The organism is Serratia ureilytica, from assembly GCF_017309605.1.
Classification (GTDB): Bacteria; Pseudomonadota; Gammaproteobacteria; order Enterobacterales; family Enterobacteriaceae; genus Serratia; species Serratia ureilytica.
In genome coordinates this window covers 4,096,802-4,116,830 of record NZ_CP071320.1, presented here as the reverse complement: position 1 = coordinate 4,116,830, position 20,029 = coordinate 4,096,802, and the positions used below count along the sequence as shown (strand labels likewise).

Genomic DNA, 20,029 nt, shown 5'->3' with positions numbered 1-20,029 from the left:
TGACAAGTTATTAAGCTGGTAAGGAAATAACATGCTAACTACTCCGCAGTTCGAACAGATTAACCCGCCGGCGCGCCTGTTGATGGGGCCGGGGCCGATCAACGCCGATCCGCGCGTGCTGCGCGCCATGTCGAGCCAACTGATCGGCCAGTACGATCCGGCAATGACCGGTTACATGAATCAGGTCATGGCGCTGTATCGCGCGCTGTTCCGCACCGAAAACCGCTGGACGATGCTGGTGGACGGCACCTCGCGCGCCGGCATCGAGGCGCTGCTGGTTTCTGCCATTCGTCCGGGCGATAAGGTGCTGGTGCCGGTATTCGGCCGCTTCGGACATCTGCTGTGCGAAATTGCCCGCCGTTGTCGCGCCGAGGTACACACGATAGACGCGCCGTGGGGCGAGGTGTTCAGCGCCGATCGCATCGAAGACGCGATTAAGCGGGTGCGCCCGCGCCTGCTGCTGACGGTGCAGGGCGATACGTCCACCACCATGCTGCAGCCGCTGCATGAGCTGGGCGATATCTGCCGCCGCCACGGCGTGCTGTTCTATACCGATGCGACGGCGTCTTTTGGCGGGAACCCGCTGGAGACCGACGCCTGGGGGCTGGATGCGGTCTCCGCCGGGCTGCAGAAGTGCCTGGGCGGCCCTTCCGGCAGTTCGCCGGTCACCCTCAGCCCGCAGTTTGAAGAGATCGTGCGCCGTCGCAAATGCGTGGAGGAGGGGATCCGCACCGCCGAACATGCCGACGGCGACGACGAGATGATCTACTCCAACTATTTCGACCTCGGCATGATCATGGATTATTGGGGGCCGGAACGCCTGAATCACCATACCGAAGCCACCAGCATGTTGTTCGCGGCGCGAGAATGCGCGCGGGTGATCCTCGAGGAAGGGCTGGATCAGGCCATTGCCCGCCACCGGCTGCACGGCGCGGCGATGCTGGCGGGCATCCAAGGCATGGGGCTGGCGGTGTTCGGCGATCTCGAGCACCGCATGAATAACGTGCTCGGCGTGATGATCCCGCCGCAGGTGCACGGCGAGCAGGTGCGGCAGATGATGCTGAACGATTTCGCTATCGAAATCGGCACCTCGTTCGGCCCGCTGCAGGGCAAGATCTGGCGCATCGGCACCATGGGCTACAACGCGCGCAAAGATTGCGTGCTGCAAACGCTGGCGGCGCTGGAGGCGGTGTTGAACCGGTTGGGCTTCGCCACGCAACAGGGGGAGGCCCTCCAGACGGCCTGGAACCTGTACGATGCAGGACGGCCAGAATGACGCCGCAGGAGGCGCAGCAGGCCGCCGCGCGGGTGATGGCGCGCTGTGACGAGCTGGCGGCGATCAGCGCGGAGCCCGGTAAACTGACGCGTCTTTATCTGTCTGCGGAACATCGGCGCGCCAACGTTCTGGTGGGCGAATGGATGCGCGAGAGCGGCATGCGGGTGTGGCAAGACAGCGTCGGCAATATCTGTGGCCGTTATGAAGGGCTAACGCCCGGCGCCCCCGCGCTGCTGCTCGGTTCGCATCTGGACACGGTGCGCAACGCCGGGCGTTATGACGGCATGCTCGGCGTGCTCACGGCGCTGGAAACGGTGGCGCAATACCACCGCCAGGGGCGTCGTTTGCCGCTGGCGCTGGAGGTGATCGGCTTTGCCGACGAAGAGGGCGCTCGCTTCGGCGTGACGTTGCTGGGCAGCCGCGGCTTGACCGGCCAATGGCCGCAGGAATGGCTGGCGCAGACTGACGCGGACGGGGTGAGCATCGCGCAGGCCATGCGCGACTTTGGGCTGGAGCCGACGGCGATCGCGCAGGCGCGCCGCGCGCCGCAGGAAATCCGCGCTTATCTGGAATTGCATATCGAACAGGGCCCATGTCTGGAGGCGGCCGACCTGGCGCTGGGGGTGGTGACGGCGATCAACGGCGCGCGTCGGCTTAACTGCGTCTTTAGCGGGGAGGCGGGCCATGCCGGTACGGTGCCGATGGGGCAGCGCAAAGACGCGCTGGCGGCCGCGGCGGAATGGATAGCGGCGGTTGAAACGTTGACCCGCGCCGCCGATCCGCATCTGGTGGCCACCGTCGGCTGCATCGAGAGCCTGCCGGGCGCGGCCAACGTGATCCCGGGCGAAGTGCGATTGACGCTCGACGTGCGCGGCCCGCAGGATGCGCCGCTGGCGGCGCTGTTGGCGACGTTGCTGGCGCAGGCGCAGACGATCTGCGCACGCCGCGGAGCGCGCTTCGCCAGCGAGGAGTTTTACCGCATTGACGCCACCGCCTGCGATAGCGATCTGCAGCGCCGCTGGCAGGCGGCCGTCGAGCAGGTACAGGGGCAGAGTCTGGCGCTGCCGAGCGGCGCTGGTCATGACGCCATTGCCGTGGCGGCGCAATGGCCGGTCGGCATGCTGTTCGTGCGTTGCGCCGGCGGCGTCAGCCATCATCCGGCTGAAGCGGTGCGGCAGGCGGACGTAGCGCTGGCGATCCAGGCCTATTGCCTGGCGATCGCCGGCTGGGATCGCGTTTAATCAGTCAAGACGCAGAAAGCTGTCGGCATCGCGCCAGGCCGGGAAGGCGCTGCGGTAACTCTGCAGGGTTTCCAGCGACAGCTCGGCGTCCAGCCGCGCGGCTGCGCCGGGCTCGGCATCCGCCAGGATCTCGCCCTGCGGGCTGATGATCAGGCTGTCTCCGCTGTAGTTCAGGCCGTTCGGATCGTCGCCCACCCGGTTGCAGCCCGCCACATACACCTGATTTTCAATCGCCCGCGCCGCCAGCAGCGTTTGCCAATGGCGGCTGCGCGGCGCCGGCCAGTTGGCGACGTACAGCGCCAGATCGTAATCCTGCTGATAGCGCGCCCAGACCGGGAAACGCAGGTCGTAGCAGATCTGCGGCAGGATGCGCCAGCCGCGCCACTCGACGATTTCGCGCCGGTTGCCGGCCTGATAGTGCAGGTGTTCGCCGGCCATGCGGAACAGATGGCGTTTATCATAGGCATGCACCTGGCCGCCCGGCTCCACCAGCAGAAAGCGATTGACCGCGCCTTCGGCGGTTTTCAGCGCCACGCTGCCGCCGATCAACGCGTGGCTTTTCACCGCCCAACCGTGCAGCCAGTCGATCACCTGCTGTTCGGGCAGGGCGCTCTCGCCGGCATCCATGGCAAAACCGGTGGTGAACATTTCCGGCAAGACGATGAGATCGCGCCCGACGATCGGCGCTAGCAACGCGTCGAAGGCGGCCAGGTTAGCGAGGCCGTCGCGCCAGACCAGAGGTTGCTGCAACAGGGTAATTTTTAAAGTCGACATAACCGCTCCGCAGCTGCATCCAGCGTGGCGTCCTGTTTAGCGAAGCACAGCCGGATCAATTTATGGGGGAAAGGATCGGCACAGAAGACCGACAGCGGAATGGCCGCCACGCCCACGTGCTCGGTTAACCAATGGCAGAACGCCACATCGTCCAGATCGGAGATGGCGCTGTAGTCCGCCAGCAAGAAGTATGTACCGGCGCAGGGTAAAATTTCCAGTCGGCTGCTCGCCAGCGCTTGCACGAAGCGGTCGCGCTTGGCGCGGTAGAATGCCGGCAACTGTCGCCAGTGCTCCGGCTCGGCGCGCAGGCTATCCGCTAGCGCCAGCTGCGCCGGGGTGTTGACCGAGAAGGTCAGGTATTGATGCACCTTGCGCACCTCGGCGCTCAGCGCGGCGGGCGCCACGCAGTAACCCACTTTCCAGCCGGTCATGTGGAAGGTTTTACCGAAGGAGGACACCGCGATCGCCCGTTGGCGCAATTGTGGGTGGGCCAACACGCTGGCGTGCCCGCCTTTGGCGAAGCAGATGTGTTCGTAGACTTCGTCGCTGAGCACGTAGATCTCGCGCTCGGCGATGGCGTGCCACAGCTGCTGCATGTCTTCCGCCTGCCAGGCGGTGGCGGACGGGTTGTGCGGCGTATTGACGATCACCAGACGGGTGCGCGGCGACAGCGCGGCGGCGAACCGTTGCCAATCCACGGCAAATGCGGGCGGCTGCAGGGCGAGGCGTTTGAGTACGCCGCCGGCCAGCGTCACCGCCGGCGCGTAGCTGTCGTAGCTCGGATCGAAACAGACTACCTCATCGCCGGGGCGCACCAGCGCGGTGATGGCGGCGAACAGCGCTTCGGTGGCACCGGCGGTGAGGGTCACTTCGCTGCCGGCATCCGGCTGCCAGCCATACAGCTCGGCGGTTTTGTCGGCGATGGCTTCGCGCAGCGCCGCCACGCCGGTCATTGGCGCATATTGGTTGGCGCCCTGGGCGACGTGCCAGGCCAGGCGTGCTTTCAGGTAGTCCGGCCCGTCAAAATCAGGGAAGCCCTGCGACAGGTTGATCGCCTGATGCTGCTGCGCCAGCGCGCTCATCTGGGTGAAGATGGTGGTGCCCAGGGCAGGCAGTTTACTGTCGGGAATCAATGCGGAAGTGCTCATAGCAGGTGAATACTCCAGGCGCTTATATTGCCGTCAATATAACACGATGCTAGTATTTGGCAATCAAGACGCTTAGATGGCTAAATGCGAAAAAGTGCTTAGCCTGTCGCGCAGCCGGCTAAGCCTCACCTGCTGACCGCTATACCGAACGGGAAACGATAACAATGACGGAGAATCCGCAACTTACCGCATTACTGGCGGCCTGCCACTGGATTGGCGACAAAGGCTGGTGTCCGGCGACCGGCGGCAACATGTCGCTGCGCCTCGACGAACGCCAGTGCCTGGTCACCGAGTCCGGCAAAGACAAAGGGAGTCTGAGCGCCGCCGATTTTCTGCGGGTGGATATCGCTGACAATCACGTGCCGAGCGGCCGTACGCCGTCGGCGGAAACCGGGCTGCATACGCTGCTCTATCGCTTGTACCCGCACCTTGGCGCGGTGTTGCATACCCATTCCGTCAACGCCACCGTGTTGTCGCGGGTGGAACGCGGCGATGCGTTGGTGCTGCAGGGGTACGAAATGCAAAAGTCGCTCGCCGGTCAGCGCAGCCACCTGGACTGCGTGGCGATCCCTATTTTCGATAACGATCAGGACATTCCCCGGCTGGCGTCGCGCGTCGCGGCCTATGCCGAGGTCACGCCGCTGCAGTACGGTTTTCTGGTGCGCGGCCACGGTCTCTATTGCTGGGGAAGCCAGGTGGCGGAAGCCCGCCGCCATCTCGAAGGGCTGGAATTCCTGTTCCAGTGTGAACTGCAACGTCGCTTGCTGGAGGCGAAATGATCCGCGCTATCGTGACCGATATTGAAGGCACCACCAGCGATATTCGCTTCGTGCATCAGGTGCTGTTTCCCTATGCCCGCGAGCGGCTGGCGGATTTTGTACGCCGTCACGCCACGGAGAGCGAAGTCGCCGCGCCGTTGGCGGCGCTGCGCGCTGAAATTGACCAGCCGCAGGCGGATCTCGACGCGCTGATCGCCGCGCTGTATCGCTTTATGGATGAAGATCGCAAATCCACCGCGCTCAAGGCGCTGCAGGGCATCATCTGGCGCAGCGGCTATCGCGAGGGCGACTTCCGCGGACATCTTTATCCGGAGGTCGCCGGGCAGTTGGCCGCCTGGCAGCGCCAGGGGCTGAAGCTTTACGTTTATTCCTCCGGTTCGGTGGAGGCGCAGAAGCTGCTGTTCGGCCACAGCGACGCCGGCGATCTGCAGCCGCTGTTCAGCGGCTATTTCGACACCCGCGTCGGCGCCAAGCGTGAAACCGCGTCGTACCGTAACATCGCGCAGGCTATCGGCATCGCGCCCGACGAACTGCTGTTCCTGTCCGATATTCACCAGGAGCTGGACGCCGCGCAGGCCGCCGGCTGGCATACCTGCCAGCTGATCCGCGATGAGGCGGACGCACAGAGCCGGCATCCGCAGGTCAGCCGTTTTGATCACATCGATTTAGGGGAGTTTGTCTCATGAGTGGATTGACCATTTTCAGTGATACAGCACCGCAGCAGCCGCTGTGGCAGAGCCGCGACGCGCAGGAAATCCAGCGCCAGCTGGCGCAGATCGGCGTGCGCTTTGAGCGTTGGCAGGCGGATCGCGAGTTGGGCGACAACCCGCAGCCGGAGGCGGTGATCGCCGCCTACCAGCATGAGATCGACCGGCTGGTGGCGGAAAAGGGCTACCAGAGTTGGGACGTGATCAGCATGCGGCCGGACCACGAGCAGCGTCAGGCGCTGCGCGAAAAATTCCTGTCCGAACACACGCACGGCGAGGATGAAGTGCGCTTTTTCGTTGAAGGGGCGGGGTTGTTTTGCCTGCATCTGGACGGCAAGATCTTCCAGATCCTGTGCGAAAAGAACGATCTGATCTCAGTGCCGGCCAACACCCGTCACTGGTTCGATATGGGCTCGGCGCCGCACTTTACCGCGATCCGGGTATTTGACAACCCGGAAGGCTGGGTGGCGCATTTCACCGGCGACACGATCGCCGATGCCTATCCGCGCCTGGACTGATCGTCAACCGGCGGGCGTTAACCCAGCGCCCGCTGGAAAATCCCCGCTTCAACCTGCTGCGGCGTGATCACGCCGCTGTCGAACACCCACCCGCTGATAAGCTTGGCCGGCGTGACGTCGAACGCCGGATTGCAGACCGGCGCATCGGCCGGCGCCCACTGGCAGGCGCCGAAGCTGCCTGAAACGCCGGTGACTTCGGCCGCCGCGCGTTGCTCGATCGGGATGGCGGCGCCGTCCGGACAGTGCGGATCGTGGGTGGTATGCGGGGCAGCCACGTAGAATGGAATGCCATGGTAGTGCGCCAGCACCGCCAGGCTGTAGGTGCCAATCTTGTTGGCGACGTCGCCGTTGGCGGCGATGCGATCCGCGCCGACCCACACCGCATCGACCTGGCCCTGCGCCATCAGGCTGGCGGCCATCGAATCGCAGATCAGGCGATAGGGAATGCCCAGCTCGCCCAGTTCCCAGGCGGTCAGACGGCCGCCCTGCAGCAACGGCCGGGTTTCATCAACCCATACCTGTTGCACTTTGCCCTGCTGGTGGGCGCGCAGCAGCACGCCGATGGCGGTGCCGACGCCGGCGGTGGCCAACCCGCCGGTATTGCAGTGGGTCAGCAGGCGGCTGCCTGGCTTGACCAGCCCAGCGCCGTGATCGGCGATGCGATCGCACAGCCGGCGATCTTCCTCCACCAGCCGCAGCGCTTCGTTCACCATCGCCGGCGCCCAGTCCGGCTCCGCCAGCGCCAGCTTCATGCGATCCAGATTGTTCATCAGGTTAACCGCCGTCGGGCGGGCGGCGCGCAGCGTGTGCAGCGCCTGTTCCAGCTCGGCGCGCGGCACACCGCGTTCCGCCAGCAGCGCCAACAGCAGGCTGGCGGACAGCCCGATCAGCGGCGCGCCGCGCACCCGCAGGCTGTGAATGTGCCCGACCAACTCCTCCACGCTGTCGCAGGCGCGCCACCGCTTTTCCTGCGGCAGGGCTTGCTGATCGAGGATCCAAAGGCGGTTGTCCCGCAGGGTCAAACTGGTGGTGTTAAGCGCTTGCATCGGCGGTTAATTCCTTGTTGCGAGGTTATTGCATCTGAAACGCTATTCTGCCAACATGACTTCCAGATGTATAGACGTCCAAATGCTTTTACGTCTAAATAAACAGAATCGCTGGGGGCAGCGAGAGAGAACAGAGGGGTTGGGGAATGTCGCTTTATCGTACGTTTACGGCTGCCGATGCCGTTGAATACGCCCGCCAATACGGGCAGGTGGCCGATCCGCAAGCGCTGGTCAGCGCCGACGAGATCGGCGACGGCAACCTGAACCTGGTGTTCAAGATCCGCGATCGCGAAGGCGTGAGCCGGGTGATCGTCAAACAGGCGTTGCCGTACGTGCGCTGCGTGGGCGAATCCTGGCCGCTGACGCTGGATCGGGCGCGCATCGAAGCGGAAACGCTGTTGATCCACGGCGGTTTCTGCCCGCGACATACGGTAAAAGTCCTGCACCACGATCCCGAGTTGGCGGTGATGGTGCAAGAAGATCTCTCCGATCATCGCATCTGGCGCAGCGAACTGGTGCAGGGGAACTATCATCCGCTGGCGGCCGGTCAGCTGGCGGAATACCTGGCGCAGACGCTGTTCCACACCTCCGATTTTTATCAGTCGGCGCAGCAGAAAAAAGCGGAAGTCAGCCGCTTCACCAACCCCGAGCTGTGCCAGATCACCGAAGATCTGTTCTTTACCGATCCCTATATCGACCATGAGCGCAATCAGTTCGAGGCGGCGCTGTTGCCGCAGGTGCAGGCGCTGCGTGAGGATGCGCCGCTGAAGCTGGCGGTCGCCGGCCTGAAACACCGCTTTCTCAGCAAGGCGGAGGCGTTGTTGCACGGGGATATCCACAGCGGTTCAATTTTCGTGGCGGAAGGGCGATTGAAAGCGATCGACGCTGAATTCGGTTTCTACGGCCCGATCGGTTTCGATGTCGGCACTGCGTTAGGCAATCTGCTGCTCAACTATTGCGGCCAGCCTGGGCTGTTCGGGCCGCGCGACGCCGCCGCCGGGCGCGAGCAGCGTCTGCAGGATGTGCGCGAGCTGTGGCTGATCTTTGCCGATCGTTTCCTGGCGCTGTGCCATCAGCAAAGCCGCGATGCGGCGCTGGCGACGCCGGGTTACGCCGAGCAGTTCCTGCAGCAGGTCTGGACTGATGCGGTAGGGTACTGCGGCACCGAGCTGATTCGGCGCACTATCGGCCTGGCGCACGTCGCCGATCTGGACAGCATCGCCGACGCCGACATGCGCCTCGACTGTCAGCGTCATGCGCTGGGTTTGGGGCGCACGCTGATCGTCAATGCGCCGCAAATCGAGCATATCGACGCGCTGTTGGCGCGCATTCGTCAGCAAGGCTGAAGAGCCCGACAGTAATGAGGCAAACCCGGCTGCGGCCGGGTTTTTTTTTAATAACTTATTGGCATCAGTAACAGAATAGATAAATTGTTTTTAACTAAAAAGGTATTTTCACTCGCGTCTTATTTGTAAATTTAATTATATTTTCTGACCGTTGGTTACATGTCTTTAATATTAATGCCATCCATAAGGACAGTGCTTATTTATCTGGCTTTCATGACGGTAATTAAAATAAAAAAACGCCATCCGTTCTTTTTTTGATCGTTTTATTGTGGGAGTGGGAAGATGAAAAAAGACTTTTTATCGATAAAAACTATCACGTCGCCGTTACTTTTTTAGTAAATGGGATAGCTCATGCTCGGGTTTGAATAAAGCAGCGGGTTGATTATCTCAATATTACCCCCTAGATTATTCGAGTGTCGGACAATCGTAAATAAATAACGCAAGGTTATTAACTATAAGTAACCTTTGGCCTCACTTTGTCTGATTATTTCTATCGAGATCGGAGTGCTCCATGCAATTAACGCCAAGAGAAATCGAAAAGCTGATGGTCTATACCCTGGCTGACGTCGCATTAAAACGAAAATCCAGAGGGATAAAGCTTAATTATCCCGAGGCGGTGGCCATTATTACCACCGCGGCGCTGGAGGGCGCCCGCGAGGGAAAAACGCTGGAAGAAGTCATGAACGACACGCGGCAGGTTTTGAGCCGCGATGACGTCATGGACGGCGTGGCGGACTTGATCCCGCATGTGCAGGTCGAGGCGATATTCAGCGACGGCAGCCGCCTGGTGACGGTGCACGATCCTATTCAATAAGCGCCGATGGCCTTCCTGAATCCCATGGACGAATCTTATCAGCACAGGTATTCCGATGAAAAAGCATGACAAAGAAAAGCACGTGCCGCCAGGCGGCTATATCCTGTCCGAACGTCCCATCACCTTCAATGAAGATCGCGAGACGGTTATTTTAACGGTGCGCAATACCGGCGACAGGCCTATTCAGGTCGGCTCACACTTTCATTTCTTCGAAGCCAACAAAGCGCTGCAGTTCGATCGCGCCGCCGCCTTTGGCAAACGGTTAAATATCACCGCCACGACGGCGATCCGTTTTGAACCCGGCGATGAAATCGAGGTGGCGCTTATTGCCATCGGCGGCAAGCAAACGGTTTATGGTTTTAATAATCTGGTGGACGGTTGGGCGGGCGACAGCCCGGTAGCCGCCGGTGAAAGAGTAAAGAAAACTATAGATGTAAAGCGAGCTATTGAGCTGGGTTATAAAAACCGCGATCAGGCGCCCATCAAGACGGACGAGGAATAAAGCATGCCAACGATCTCCAGGCAGGAATATGCCGGGCTGTTCGGCCCGACCACCGGCGATAAAATTCGCTTGGGCGATACGCAACTGTTTATTGAAATAGAAAAAGATCTGCGCGGTTACGGTGAGGAATCGGTCTACGGTGGCGGTAAGTCGCTGCGCGACGGCATGGGCGCCGATAACCGATTAACCAGCGACAATGTGTTGGATCTGGTCATTACCAATGTGACCATTCTGGACGCCCGGCAAGGGGTGATCAAGGCGGACGTCGGCATTAAAAACGGCCTGATCGCCGGCATTGGCAAAAGCGGCAACCCGGCGATGATGAACGGCGTCACGCCCGGCATGGTGGTGGGCGTCAGCACCGACGCCATCTCGGGCGAACACCTGATCCTGACCGCCGCCGGCATCGATACGCACATTCATTTCATTTCGCCGCAGCAGGCCGCACATGCGCTCTCCAACGGCGTGACGACCTTCTTCGGCGGCGGCGTCGGGCCGACCGACGGTTCCAACGGCACCACGGTGACCGCCGGGCCCTGGCATATCCACCGCATGCTGCGCGCCTTCGAGAACATGCCGGTCAACGTGGGAATGCTCGGCAAGGGGCACGCTTCGCACGCTGCGCCGCTGGTCGAACAGATCGCCGCCGGCGTGGCCGGGCTGAAGGTGCATGAGGACTGGGGCGCCACCAACTCCGCGCTGCGCCACGCGCTGCGGGTGGCCGACGACATGGATATTCAGGTGGCGGTGCATACCGACAGCCTGAACGAGGGCGGCTACGTCGAGGACACCATCGACGCCTTCGAAGGGCGCACTATCCACACCTTCCACACCGAAGGCGCCGGCGGCGGGCACTCGCCGGATATCATCAAGGTCGCCGCGCAGATGAACGTCTTGCCGAGCTCCACCAACCCCACGCTGCCGTTCGGCATCAACAGTCAGGCCGAACTGTTCGATATGATCATGGTGTGCCACAACCTCAACCCCAATGTACCGGCCGACGTGGCGTTTTCTGAAAGCCGGGTGCGGCCGGAAACCATCGCCGCGGAAAACGTGCTGCACGACATGGGCGTGCTGTCGATGTTTTCCAGCGACTCCCAGGCGATGGGGCGGGTTGGCGAAAACTGGCTGCGGGTGATGCAGACGGCACACGCGATGAAAGCCGCGCGCGGCAAGCTGCCGGAAGATGCGGCGGAACACGATAACTTCCGCGTGCTGCGCTACGTGGCGAAGATCACCATCAACCCGGCGATCGCGCAGGGCATCAGCCACGTGCTGGGTTCGGTCGAGGTCGGCAAGATGGCCGATCTGGTGCTGTGGGAGCCGCGCTTCTTCGGCGCCAAGCCGAAGCTGGTGCTCAAGGGCGGGATGATTAACTGGGCGGTGATGGGCGATCCCAACGCGTCGTTGCCGACGCCGCAGCCCACGTTCTACCGACCGATGTTCGGCGCCATGGGCAAATCGCTGCAGGAAACCTGCGTCACCTTCGTCTCTGGCGCGGCATTACACGACGGCATCAAAGAGAAACTGGGGCTGGAGCGGCAGGTGATGGCGGTGCATAACTGCCGCGCGATCTCCAAGCAGGACATGGTGCGCAATGCGGAAACGCCGCACATCGAGGTGGACCCCGAAACCTTCGCCGTCAAGGTCAACGGCGAACACGCCACGGTGAAACCGATCGCCACCGCCGTGCTTAATCAACGCTACTTCTTCAGCTAGGAACCGCCGCTCATGATCGTGATTGAAAAGATACTCGGCAATATCAAACGGGATGCCGACTGGCGTGAGCGCTTGCAACACGCCTCGCTGGACGTGCTGGCGCTTTCGCAGTGGGAGGCGCAGAAAAGCCGGTGCCGCAAAACCACCCGCGATGGTCAGGATCTCGGCATTTCCCTCGATCGTCACCAGGTGCTGGCCGACGGCGATGTGCTGCTTTGGGACGAAGCGAACCGCAGCGCGGTGGTGGTGCAGATGAACCTGCGCGATGTGATGGTAATCCATCTTGAGTCGCTGCTGGCGACCGATATGGCTACGGTGCTGAAGACCGCGTTCGAATTGGGGCATGCGCTGGGCAATCAGCACTGGAAGTCAGTCATCAAGGGCGATCGCATCTTTATTCCGCTGACGGTGGCGACCAAGGTGATGGATTCGGTGATGAAAACCCACGGCTTTCATGCGCTGCCTTATTCGTTCGTGAAGGGTGAAAGCATTTTGCCGCATCTGACCCAGCCCGAAGCGCGCCTGCTGTTCGGCGGCGCGGAGGATTCCGCCACCCATGTGCATGTTGACAGCCCATTCCTCGGTCAGCATGTGATCAAATTGAAATGAACGCTGTTCAGCTGATTCGCATCCTGCAGTTTGCCGACTCGGTGCTGCCGGTGGGGGCGTTTGCCTTTTCCAATGGCGTCGAGTCGGCGATCCAGGCCGGCATCGTGCGCGATGTTGACACGCTGCAGTCGTTCACCCGCACCGCTTTGCAACAGGCGGCGGGCGGCGACGGCCGGGCGGTCGCGGCGGCCTGCCGGGCGCTGCAGGGGGGCGATCGCGAGGCGGTTATCGGGCACGACTGGGCGCTGTTCAACCGCAAGCTGAATGAAGAAGGCCGCAGCATGGTGGTGAGGATGGGAAAGAAGCTGGCGGAAATGACGGCGGCCATCTGTGATGAGCCCCAGGTGGTCTGGTGGCTTGAGCAGATCAAAACCGGCCGCGCCGCCGGCACCTATCCGGTGACGCAGGCGGTAGTGATGACGGCGCTGGGCGCGGGGCCGCGCGAGGTGGCGGTGATGCATCAGTACGGCGTGGCGATGACCATTCTCAGCGCCGCCATGCGCCTGATGCGCGTCACCCATATCGACACCCAACGCATCCTGTTTCAACTCAACCGGGACATCGACGTTTTTTGTGACGAAGCCGAACGCGGCGGCGTTGAACAAATGGCCTCTTACGCGCCGGTGACCGACGTCCTGGCCGCGCTGCACGTCGGCGCATTTACTCGACTGTTCAGCAACTAATGACAAAGGAACGAGCAGAGTGAAGAAAATTACCCGCATTGGCATCGGCGGCCCGGTAGGCTCGGGCAAGACCGCGATTATCGAAGTCATTACGCCGCGTCTGATCGAACGGGGCATCAGCCCGTTAATCATCACCAACGACATCGTCACTACCGAAGACGCCAAACAGGTCAAGCGCACGCTCAAGGGGATCCTCGACGAGGAGAAAATTCTGGGCGTGGAAACCGGCGCCTGCCCGCATACCGCGGTGCGCGAGGATCCGAGCATGAATATCGCCGCGGTGGAGGAGATGGAGGCCCGTTTCCCGGACAGCGACGTGGTGATGATCGAGAGCGGCGGCGATAACCTGACGTTGACCTTCAGCCCGGCGCTGGCGGACTTTTACATCTACGTTATCGACGTCGCCGAAGGTGAAAAGATCCCGCGCAAAAACGGCCCGGGCCTGGTGCAGGCCGACATCCTGGTGATCAACAAAATCGATTTGGCGCCGTACGTCGGCGCCAGCCTGGCGGTGATGGAGCACGATACGCGCGTGGTGCGCGGCGAGCGGCCTTATATCCTCACCAACTGCAAAACCGGCGAAGGCATCGACGAACTGGTGGATATGATCATGCGTGATTTCCTGTTCACCCACGCGCCGTCGGCGGCGGTATGACGGCCGTCAGCGAAGCGGCGAGGCGCGTGGCGCAACTCGGCGCCGACGCGCCGGAGTTGGCCGCCTACCAGGACGAACCGCCGCAGATGGCCAGCGGCGGCGTGGGCAAAACCGGCTATCTGCGGCTGGGGTTCGCGCTGAACGGGCATCGCAGCGTGCTGCGGCAAATGGAGCGGCGCGTGCCGTTTCTGGTGCAGCGGGCGCTGTATTGGGACGAGGCGCTGCCGCAGATGCCGTGCGTATTCGTCATCTCCACCTCGGGCTGCATCTTGCAGGGCGATCGCCTGACGCTCGAGGTGCAGGTCGCCCCCCGGGCCTGCGGGCATGTCACCACTCAATCGGCGACCAAGATCCACGCCATGGAAAATAACTACGCGGCGCAGATGCAGACGCTGACGCTCGAAGAGGGCAGCTATCTGGAGATGATGCCCGATCCGGTGATCCCTCACTGCGGCTCGCGCTTCATTACCGATACCCGCATTACGCTGCACCCCACGGCGACGCTGCTCTATGGCGAGATCCTGATGTCGGGACGCAAACACCATCAGGCGGATCGCGGTTTCAGATTCGACGTTTACTCTTCGCGCATCAGCGCCTGTCGCCCCGAGGGCAACACGCTGTTTGTCGAGCGCTATGTGCTGGAACCGCATAAACACCCGCTGAACGGGGTCGGCGTGATGGGGCCGTTCGATGTGTTCGGCAATGTGATCCTGCTGACGCCGCCCGAGCATCATCAGCGGATCCTCGATCGCATCGCGCCCCGCTATGACGAGGCTGAGGGGAGCGCCAGCGGCGTCAGCCGGTTGCCCAATGAGTGCGGGCTGATCTTTAAGGCTTTGGGCAAAGAGGCGCGCCAGGTGAAGGCGGCGATTCGCGCTTTCTGGCGCGTCGCCCGGGAGGAAATCCTGGGCGTGACGCTGCCCGAGCCTTTTATCTGGCGCTAGTCTGCAGCGGGAAGCGGTCATGACGACAAAGTGGAGTTGGGCGGCGTTGTGCGCCCGCAGCCGAATAGCGGCGGTGACGGATGCGGTGCTGCGCGGCTGTTCGCAGGTGATGTTTCAAAATAACCCGTTGACCGGATTATTGTTTTTCATCGCCATTTTCGTGGGCGCCTGGGAAGAGGGGCTGCCGCAGGTGGCCTTCGGCTGCCTGCTGGGCACGGCGGCGGCGACGCTCAGCGCGGCGTGGTTGGTGGACGATCGCACAGCGTTGCGCACCGGTCTCTATGGCTACAACGGCTGCCTGGTCGGCGCCGCGCTGCCGACCTTTTTGCTGCCCTCAGTCTGGCTGTGGATCGGCGTGATCTTCAGCAGTGCGATCTCGGTGATCGTCACCGTCGGCCTCAATCGGCTGCTGCGTACCTGGAAGATCGCGGCGCTGACCGCGCCTTTCGTGCTGACCACCTGGACGGTGCTGCTGGCCAGCTACCCGTTCAGCCATCTGCGGCATGTGCGGTTGCCGCCGGCGGCCATCCCGGCCGACGGCGCGGTGTTCAACCCGCATCCCGACCTGGCGGAGGTGTTGAGCGGTGCGTTGCACGGCGTCTCCCAGGTCTTTTTGTGCAGCAGCGTGAGCGGCGGCGTGCTGCTGTTGCTCGGGCTGGCGGTTTCGTCGCCGCGCGCGATGGCGCTGGGTTTTTTCGGCGCCTTGCTGGCGGTGATCACCGCGCTGGCGATTGGCGCCGATCCGCAGGCGGTCTTCGCCGGGCTATATGCTTTCAGCGCGGTGCTGACGGCGGTGGCGCTGGGTTCCGTCTTCAACCCGCCCGGCCGGCGGGTGCTTATCTATACGCTGCTCGGCGTGATTTTCACGGTGCTGGTGCAGGGGGCTTTCAATACCTTGCTGGCTCCGCTGGGGATGCCGTCGTTCACCATGCCGTTCGTGATCGCGTCCTGGCTGTTTTTGAGCGCCAATCCGGCGGTGATCGCGGCGCGGCGCTAATCCATTGATTTCAACATAACGAGAAAACGGGAGTGTGGGTATGGCGGTAATTTCCGAAGGATTGCATGGCGCGGCCCGGCAGCGGGCTGTATCCCTGCTGCTGGGGCTGGTGGCGGTCAACGTCGTTGTCTGGCTGCTGGCGCTGGCGGTGTTCAAAGACAATGCGGCGCTGATGGGCACCGCCTTGCTGGCCTACAGTTTTGGTCTGCGCCATGCGGTGGATGCCGATCACATCGCCGCGATCGACAACGTGACCCGCAAGCTGATGCAACAAGGCAAAACGCCGGTGGCGGTCGGCACCTTCTTCTCGCTCGGCCACTCGACCATCGTGGTGCTGGCCTCGGCCGCCATTGCCGCCACGGCGATGATGTTCAGCCGACAGATGGGCTGGTTTCACGAAACCGGCGGTTTGATCGGCACGCTGGTGTCCGCTCTGTTTCTGCTGACGGTGGCCTTTATCAACCTGCTGGTGCTGATCTCCGTGTGGCGCGCTTTCCGGCAGGTGAAGGCGGGCGAGCTGCCTGCGCATCAATCGCTGGATCTGTTGATGAGCGGCGGCGGTGCGCTGGCGCGCTGCTTCCGCCCGCTGTTCAGGCTGGTGAATCAGAGCTGGCACATGTACCTGGTGGGCTTCTTGTTTGGCCTGGGCTTCGACACCGCCACCGAGGTCGGGTTGTTGGGGATTTCGGCTGCCGGCGCCGGCCACGGCATGAACCTGTGGAGCATCATGCTGTTCCCGGCGCTGTTCGCCGCCGGCATGGCGCTGATCGACTCCATCGACAACTTCGTGATGATTGGCGCTTACGGCTGGGCGTTCTCCAAACCGATCCGCAAACTGTACTACAACATGACCATCACGGCGGCGTCGGTGATCATCGCGGTGTTTATCGGCGGCATCGAAGCGCTCGGACTTATCGCCGACAAGCTGGCGCTGTCCGGCCCGCTGTGGGACGCCGTGGCGCGGCTCAACGATCATCTGGGGGAGATGGGTTATTGGGTGATCGCCGTGTTCATTTTCTGCTGGCTGGTGTCGGTGGTGAATTACCGCCTGCGCGGCTATGACAAGCTGACGGTCAGCGGCTGAAAAGGCGGGTGCTCGTGGATCCTGCCTGACACCATCCGCCAACGGGCGGGGCGAACCCCGCCGTTGGGTTGCCTTACCGTTCGGATTCGTAAGCCAAAGTGGCCGCAACCTCCGAGTCTCCCAACCTGATGCGCAGTTCGCACAGCGAACCGCGGGTTAGCCAGATGAACGCGATCAGCGTCATACAGACGATCACCAGCTTAAGCACGACCCGTTTTTGCTGCATTTTTGACCTCCCTATCCTTGCCTTGCGGCGGGTAAGAGGCTAACCTGATGTTGCTAGGCATCAGAGTGGCCTCGGGTTGATAATATCGACTCGGGGCCTTTCTCTTTCTCTCCTTTGCCAAGGCGCCGGACAGAAAGATCCAGAGCACCCGCTGCGCAGTCTACCCGAACTTCCTTCCCGTGAAATCCGCCGTTGCGCCAACCTGCGGCGCGGTGCGCAGTTCGTGATGCAAGAAAAGAAAAAGGGGCGATGATGATCGCCCCTTGGATGCGTGGAGTAGGAATTGGCGTTAAGCCGCTTCGGTCTGCTGTTGGCGCTTAGACTGCGCCGCCGGCTTTTCCGGCTTGGCGGCCGCCAGCGCATCCGGCGCAAAGTCGTCCACGTTGATGGATCGCAGGCGGCTCTCTTCGGCTTTCACCAGGATCTTCGCTTCGTCGGCGCTGATCTTGCCTTCTTCCAGCGCGCGCTCCGCCAAACGATCCAGACGGGTGAACGGCAGGTTTTTGCCGGCCGCCTTGCACAGGCGTTCGTGAATCGGCTCGGCGGCCATCACGTCGGCCAGCGCCGCTTCCAGCAGACCGATTGGGTTATGCTCGCTCGGCGTCAGGTACTGGCCGCGTCCCAGACGGCTGCGGGTGGCGGAAGGCACCTGCAGGATCTTGGCCAGCTGATGATCCAGGCGATCGGACGGAGCGGTATGCACGCGGCCGAACGGGAAGACCACGAAGCGCAGCGCGCCGGCGATAAAGCGGTTCGGGAAGTTGCGCAGCAGATCATCCAGCGCCTGTTCGGCTTTATACAGGCTGTCTTGCACGCCCCAATGCACCAGCGGCAGATCTTCTTTCTGACGGCCTTCGTCGTCAAAGCGTTTCAGCACGGCGGAAGCCAGGTACATCTGGCTGAGGATATCCCCCAGGCGAGCGGAGATGCGCTCGCGGCGCTTCAGGCTGCCGCCCAGCACGCCCATGGAAACGTCCGACAGCAACGCCAGGTTGGCGCTCAGGCGGTTCAACTGCTGATAGTAACGACGGGTCGCGTCCTTGGTCGGCGTGGCGCTGGTGCGGCCGTTGGTCAGGCCCAGCCAGAAGCTGCGTACCTTGTTGCTGCCGACGTGGCCCAGGTGGCCGAACAGCGATTTATCGAAGGCGTTCAGATCGTTGTTCTGCGCCGCCGCCATTTCATCCAGCACATAAGGATGGCAGCGGATCGCGCCCTGACCGAAGATCATCATGGTGCGGGTCAGGATGTTCGCGCCTTCCACCGTGATGGCGATCGGTGCGCCCTGATAAGCGCGAGCCAGGAAGTTGGATTCGCCCAGCATAATGCCTTTACCGCCGGCGATGTCCATGGCGTCAACGATCGACTGCTGGCCGCGGTGCGTACAGTGGTATTTGACGATGGCCGACAGCACGGCCGGTTTCTCGCCCTGCACCAGCGCGTAGGTGATCAGCGAAGCGGCGGCGTCCATCACATAGGTGTTGCCGGCGATGCGCGCCAACGGCTCTTCGATCCCTTCCATTTTACCGATGGAGATCTTGAACTGACGGCGAATGTGCGCGTAGGCGCCGGTCGCCAGGGCGATGGATTTCAGGCTGCCGGTGGAGTTGGACGGCAGGGTGATGCCGCGACCGACCGACAGGCATTCAACCAGCATGCGCCAGCCCTGGCCGGCCATTTTCGGGCCGCCGATGATGTAATCGATCGGCACGAACACGTCGGTGCCGCGGGTCGGGCCGTTCTGGAACGGCACGTTCAGCGGGAAGTGGCGGTTGCCGATTTCCACGCCCGGCGTGCTGGTCGGGATCAGCGCACAGGTGATGCCCGGGGATTCGTTGTCGCTCAGCAGGCGGTTCGGGTCATGCAGTTTGAATGCTAAACCCAGTACGGTGGCGACCGGCGCCAGCGTGATGTAGCGCTTGTTCCAGGTCAGGCGCATGCCCAGCACCTGCTTGCCTTGCCATTCGCCCATGCACACGGTGCCGACGTCTGGAATGGCACCGGCATCGGAGCCCGCTTCCGGGCTGGTCAGCGCGAAGCAAGGAATTTCGTCGCCGCGCGCCAGGCCCGGCAGATAGTGGTTTTTCTGTTCTTCGGTACCGTAGTGCTGCAGCAGTTCGCCCGGGCCGAGGGAGTTCGGCACGCCGACGGTGATCGCCAGGATGCCGGAAACGCCGGCCAGTTTTTGCAGCACCATCGCCTGAGCGTAAGGTGAGAATTCCAGACCGCCGTACTCTTTCTTGATGATCATCGCGAAGAAACGGTGTTCTTTCAGGTACGCCCAGAGTTCAGGCGGCAGATCGGCCAGTTCGTGAGTGATCTGGAAGTCGTTGGCCATGCGGCAGGCTTCTTCCACCGGGCCGTCGATAAACGCTTGCTCTTCTTCCGTCAGGCGCGGTTTCGGGTAGCTGTGCAGCTTGTTCCAGTCCGGCGCGCCGCGGAACAGATCGCCTTCCCACCAGGTGGTGCCCGCGTCGATCGCTTCCTTCTCGGTGGTGGACATCGGCGGCATCACCTTGCGGAAGGCGCGCAGCGCCGGCGCGGAGAGCAGAGAGCGACGCACAGAGGAAAGGTTCAGCGGCAGCAGCACGATCGCCAGCGGCAGCAACAGCCAGAAGCTCCACAGGTCGATCGCGCCCATGGCGGCGGTGTACGCCACCAGGATCAGGCTGCTGAGGGTAAGGTTCACTCGGTGGTAGAACACCACGCCGAGGAGAGCCAGTAAAACGACAATACTAAGAACCATCATAAGAAGCTCCGAAGTAGTAAGAGGTCTGACCTGTTGTGTGTATGTAATAGGTTTTAGTACAAGGCAGAATTTTTATCAATGCGTTTACAGTTTAATTACAACTCAGGTCACAAACTGACAGCACCAATCATCAAAAACCTCTCCGCTTCCTTAACCGGCGCGCTGTTTGGCTGAGAATGCTTCTCGCTGTTTCCGCGATCCGGTACACTGCGGAG

Annotated in this window: 20 protein-coding genes; 15 read left to right on the top strand and 5 right to left on the bottom strand. The window is 62.1% G+C overall.

All coding sequences use genetic code 11. The features are described from left to right. Nucleotides 1-31: 31 nt before the first annotated feature. Together J0X03_RS19490 and hpxK are read left to right on the top strand one after the other, a co-directional pair. Nucleotides 32-1,276 carry a pyridoxal-phosphate-dependent aminotransferase family protein gene (locus J0X03_RS19490; protein WP_149542534.1) on the top strand — a complete coding sequence of 415 codons (1,245 nt, stop codon included), beginning with the start codon at nt 32-34 and terminating at the stop codon, nt 1,274-1,276. After that, a complete protein-coding gene (hpxK, locus tag J0X03_RS19485) occupies nt 1,273-2,517 on the top strand; it encodes an allantoate amidohydrolase (protein WP_142001948.1) in 1,245 nt (414 codons plus the stop codon). The genes J0X03_RS19490 and hpxK overlap by 4 nt, the downstream gene beginning before the upstream one ends. Here the strand turns inward: hpxK and J0X03_RS19480 are convergent, their stop codons facing one another. Continuing rightward, the gene (locus tag J0X03_RS19480) at nt 2,518-3,291 is read right to left on the bottom strand and encodes an amidohydrolase (RefSeq protein WP_033641957.1); all 774 of its coding nucleotides are present in this window, start codon (nt 3,289-3,291) and stop codon (nt 2,518-2,520) included. After that, nucleotides 3,279-4,439: a pyridoxal phosphate-dependent aminotransferase gene (locus J0X03_RS19475; RefSeq protein WP_160203997.1), complete on the bottom strand. Its 1,161-nt coding sequence runs from the start codon at nt 4,437-4,439 to the stop codon at nt 3,279-3,281. Before J0X03_RS19475 ends, J0X03_RS19480 begins: the two co-directional genes overlap by 13 nt. Nucleotides 4,440-4,603: 164 nt before the next feature. Here J0X03_RS19475 and J0X03_RS19470 point away from each other — a divergent pair, with 164 nt between their 5' ends. Genes J0X03_RS19470 through J0X03_RS19460 form a run of 3 tightly spaced genes read left to right on the top strand, consistent with a single transcriptional unit; the run spans nt 4,604 to nt 6,443 of the window. Continuing rightward, complete coding sequence (locus J0X03_RS19470; protein ID WP_046688276.1) at nt 4,604-5,218, top strand: methylthioribulose 1-phosphate dehydratase; 615 nt, start codon at nt 4,604-4,606, stop codon at nt 5,216-5,218. Further along, a complete protein-coding gene (gene mtnC / locus J0X03_RS19465; protein WP_046688277.1) occupies nt 5,215-5,904 on the top strand; it encodes an acireductone synthase in 690 nt (229 codons plus the stop codon). Before J0X03_RS19470 ends, mtnC begins: the two co-directional genes overlap by 4 nt. After that, nucleotides 5,901-6,443 (top strand): 1,2-dihydroxy-3-keto-5-methylthiopentene dioxygenase, encoded by a 543-nt coding sequence (locus tag J0X03_RS19460; RefSeq protein ID WP_033641961.1) that lies wholly within the window; start codon nt 5,901-5,903, stop codon nt 6,441-6,443. Before mtnC ends, J0X03_RS19460 begins: the two co-directional genes overlap by 4 nt. Nucleotides 6,444-6,460: 17 nt before the next feature. On the opposite strand, the gene mtnA is transcribed toward J0X03_RS19460, so the two are convergent. After that, entirely contained in the window at nt 6,461-7,489 is a 1,029-nt protein-coding gene (mtnA, locus tag J0X03_RS19455) for an S-methyl-5-thioribose-1-phosphate isomerase (RefSeq protein WP_069099966.1), read from the bottom strand. 146 nt (nt 7,490-7,635) lie between these two features. On the opposite strand from mtnA, the gene mtnK reads away from it, so the two are divergent. The 10 genes from mtnK to J0X03_RS19405 all read left to right on the top strand — a co-directional run bounded on the left by mtnK (nt 7,636) and on the right by J0X03_RS19405 (nt 16,842). Further along, a complete protein-coding gene (gene mtnK, locus J0X03_RS19450; protein WP_046897644.1) occupies nt 7,636-8,835 on the top strand; it encodes an S-methyl-5-thioribose kinase in 1,200 nt (399 codons plus the stop codon). A 511-nt stretch (nt 8,836-9,346) separates the two neighbouring features. Next, nucleotides 9,347-9,649 (top strand): urease subunit gamma, encoded by a 303-nt coding sequence (locus J0X03_RS19445; RefSeq protein WP_025160087.1) that lies wholly within the window; start codon nt 9,347-9,349, stop codon nt 9,647-9,649. Nucleotides 9,650-9,704: 55 nt separating this feature from the next. After that, complete coding sequence (locus J0X03_RS19440) at nt 9,705-10,151, top strand: urease subunit beta (protein ID WP_047572564.1); 447 nt, start codon at nt 9,705-9,707, stop codon at nt 10,149-10,151. Between the two features lie 3 nt (nt 10,152-10,154). Further along, a complete protein-coding gene (locus tag J0X03_RS19435; protein WP_129993173.1) occupies nt 10,155-11,870 on the top strand; it encodes an urease subunit alpha in 1,716 nt (571 codons plus the stop codon). 12 nt (nt 11,871-11,882) lie between these two features. Next, the gene (locus J0X03_RS19430; protein WP_033651011.1) at nt 11,883-12,479 is read left to right on the top strand and encodes an urease accessory protein UreE; all 597 of its coding nucleotides are present in this window, start codon (nt 11,883-11,885) and stop codon (nt 12,477-12,479) included. Further along, a complete protein-coding gene (locus tag J0X03_RS19425; protein WP_033641968.1) occupies nt 12,476-13,162 on the top strand; it encodes an urease accessory protein UreF in 687 nt (228 codons plus the stop codon). The genes J0X03_RS19430 and J0X03_RS19425 overlap by 4 nt, the downstream gene beginning before the upstream one ends. A 19-nt stretch (nt 13,163-13,181) precedes the next feature. Beyond that, a complete protein-coding gene (ureG, locus tag J0X03_RS19420; RefSeq protein WP_033641969.1) occupies nt 13,182-13,817 on the top strand; it encodes an urease accessory protein UreG in 636 nt (211 codons plus the stop codon). Next, nucleotides 13,814-14,761, top strand: a complete 948-nt coding sequence (locus J0X03_RS19415) for an urease accessory protein UreD (RefSeq protein WP_046688282.1) — start codon at nt 13,814-13,816, stop codon at nt 14,759-14,761. The genes ureG and J0X03_RS19415 overlap by 4 nt, the downstream gene beginning before the upstream one ends. Nucleotides 14,762-14,780: 19 nt before the next feature. After that, entirely contained in the window at nt 14,781-15,758 is a 978-nt protein-coding gene (gene yut / locus J0X03_RS19410) for an urea transporter (protein WP_160203998.1), read from the top strand. A gap of 40 nt (nt 15,759-15,798) precedes the next feature. Next, nucleotides 15,799-16,842, top strand: coding sequence for a HoxN/HupN/NixA family nickel/cobalt transporter (locus J0X03_RS19405; RefSeq protein WP_052133748.1), 1,044 nt, complete (start codon nt 15,799-15,801; stop codon nt 16,840-16,842). Nucleotides 16,843-16,915: 73 nt separating this feature from the next. Here the strand turns inward: J0X03_RS19405 and J0X03_RS19400 are convergent, their stop codons facing one another. Continuing rightward, entirely contained in the window at nt 16,916-17,068 is a 153-nt protein-coding gene (locus J0X03_RS19400) for a Hok/Gef family protein (protein ID WP_004930217.1), read from the bottom strand. Nucleotides 17,069-17,357: 289 nt separating this feature from the next. Next, nucleotides 17,358-19,814, bottom strand: coding sequence for an acyl-CoA dehydrogenase FadE (fadE, locus tag J0X03_RS19395; RefSeq protein WP_160203999.1), 2,457 nt, complete (start codon nt 19,812-19,814; stop codon nt 17,358-17,360). Nucleotides 19,815-20,029 lie beyond the last annotated feature (215 nt).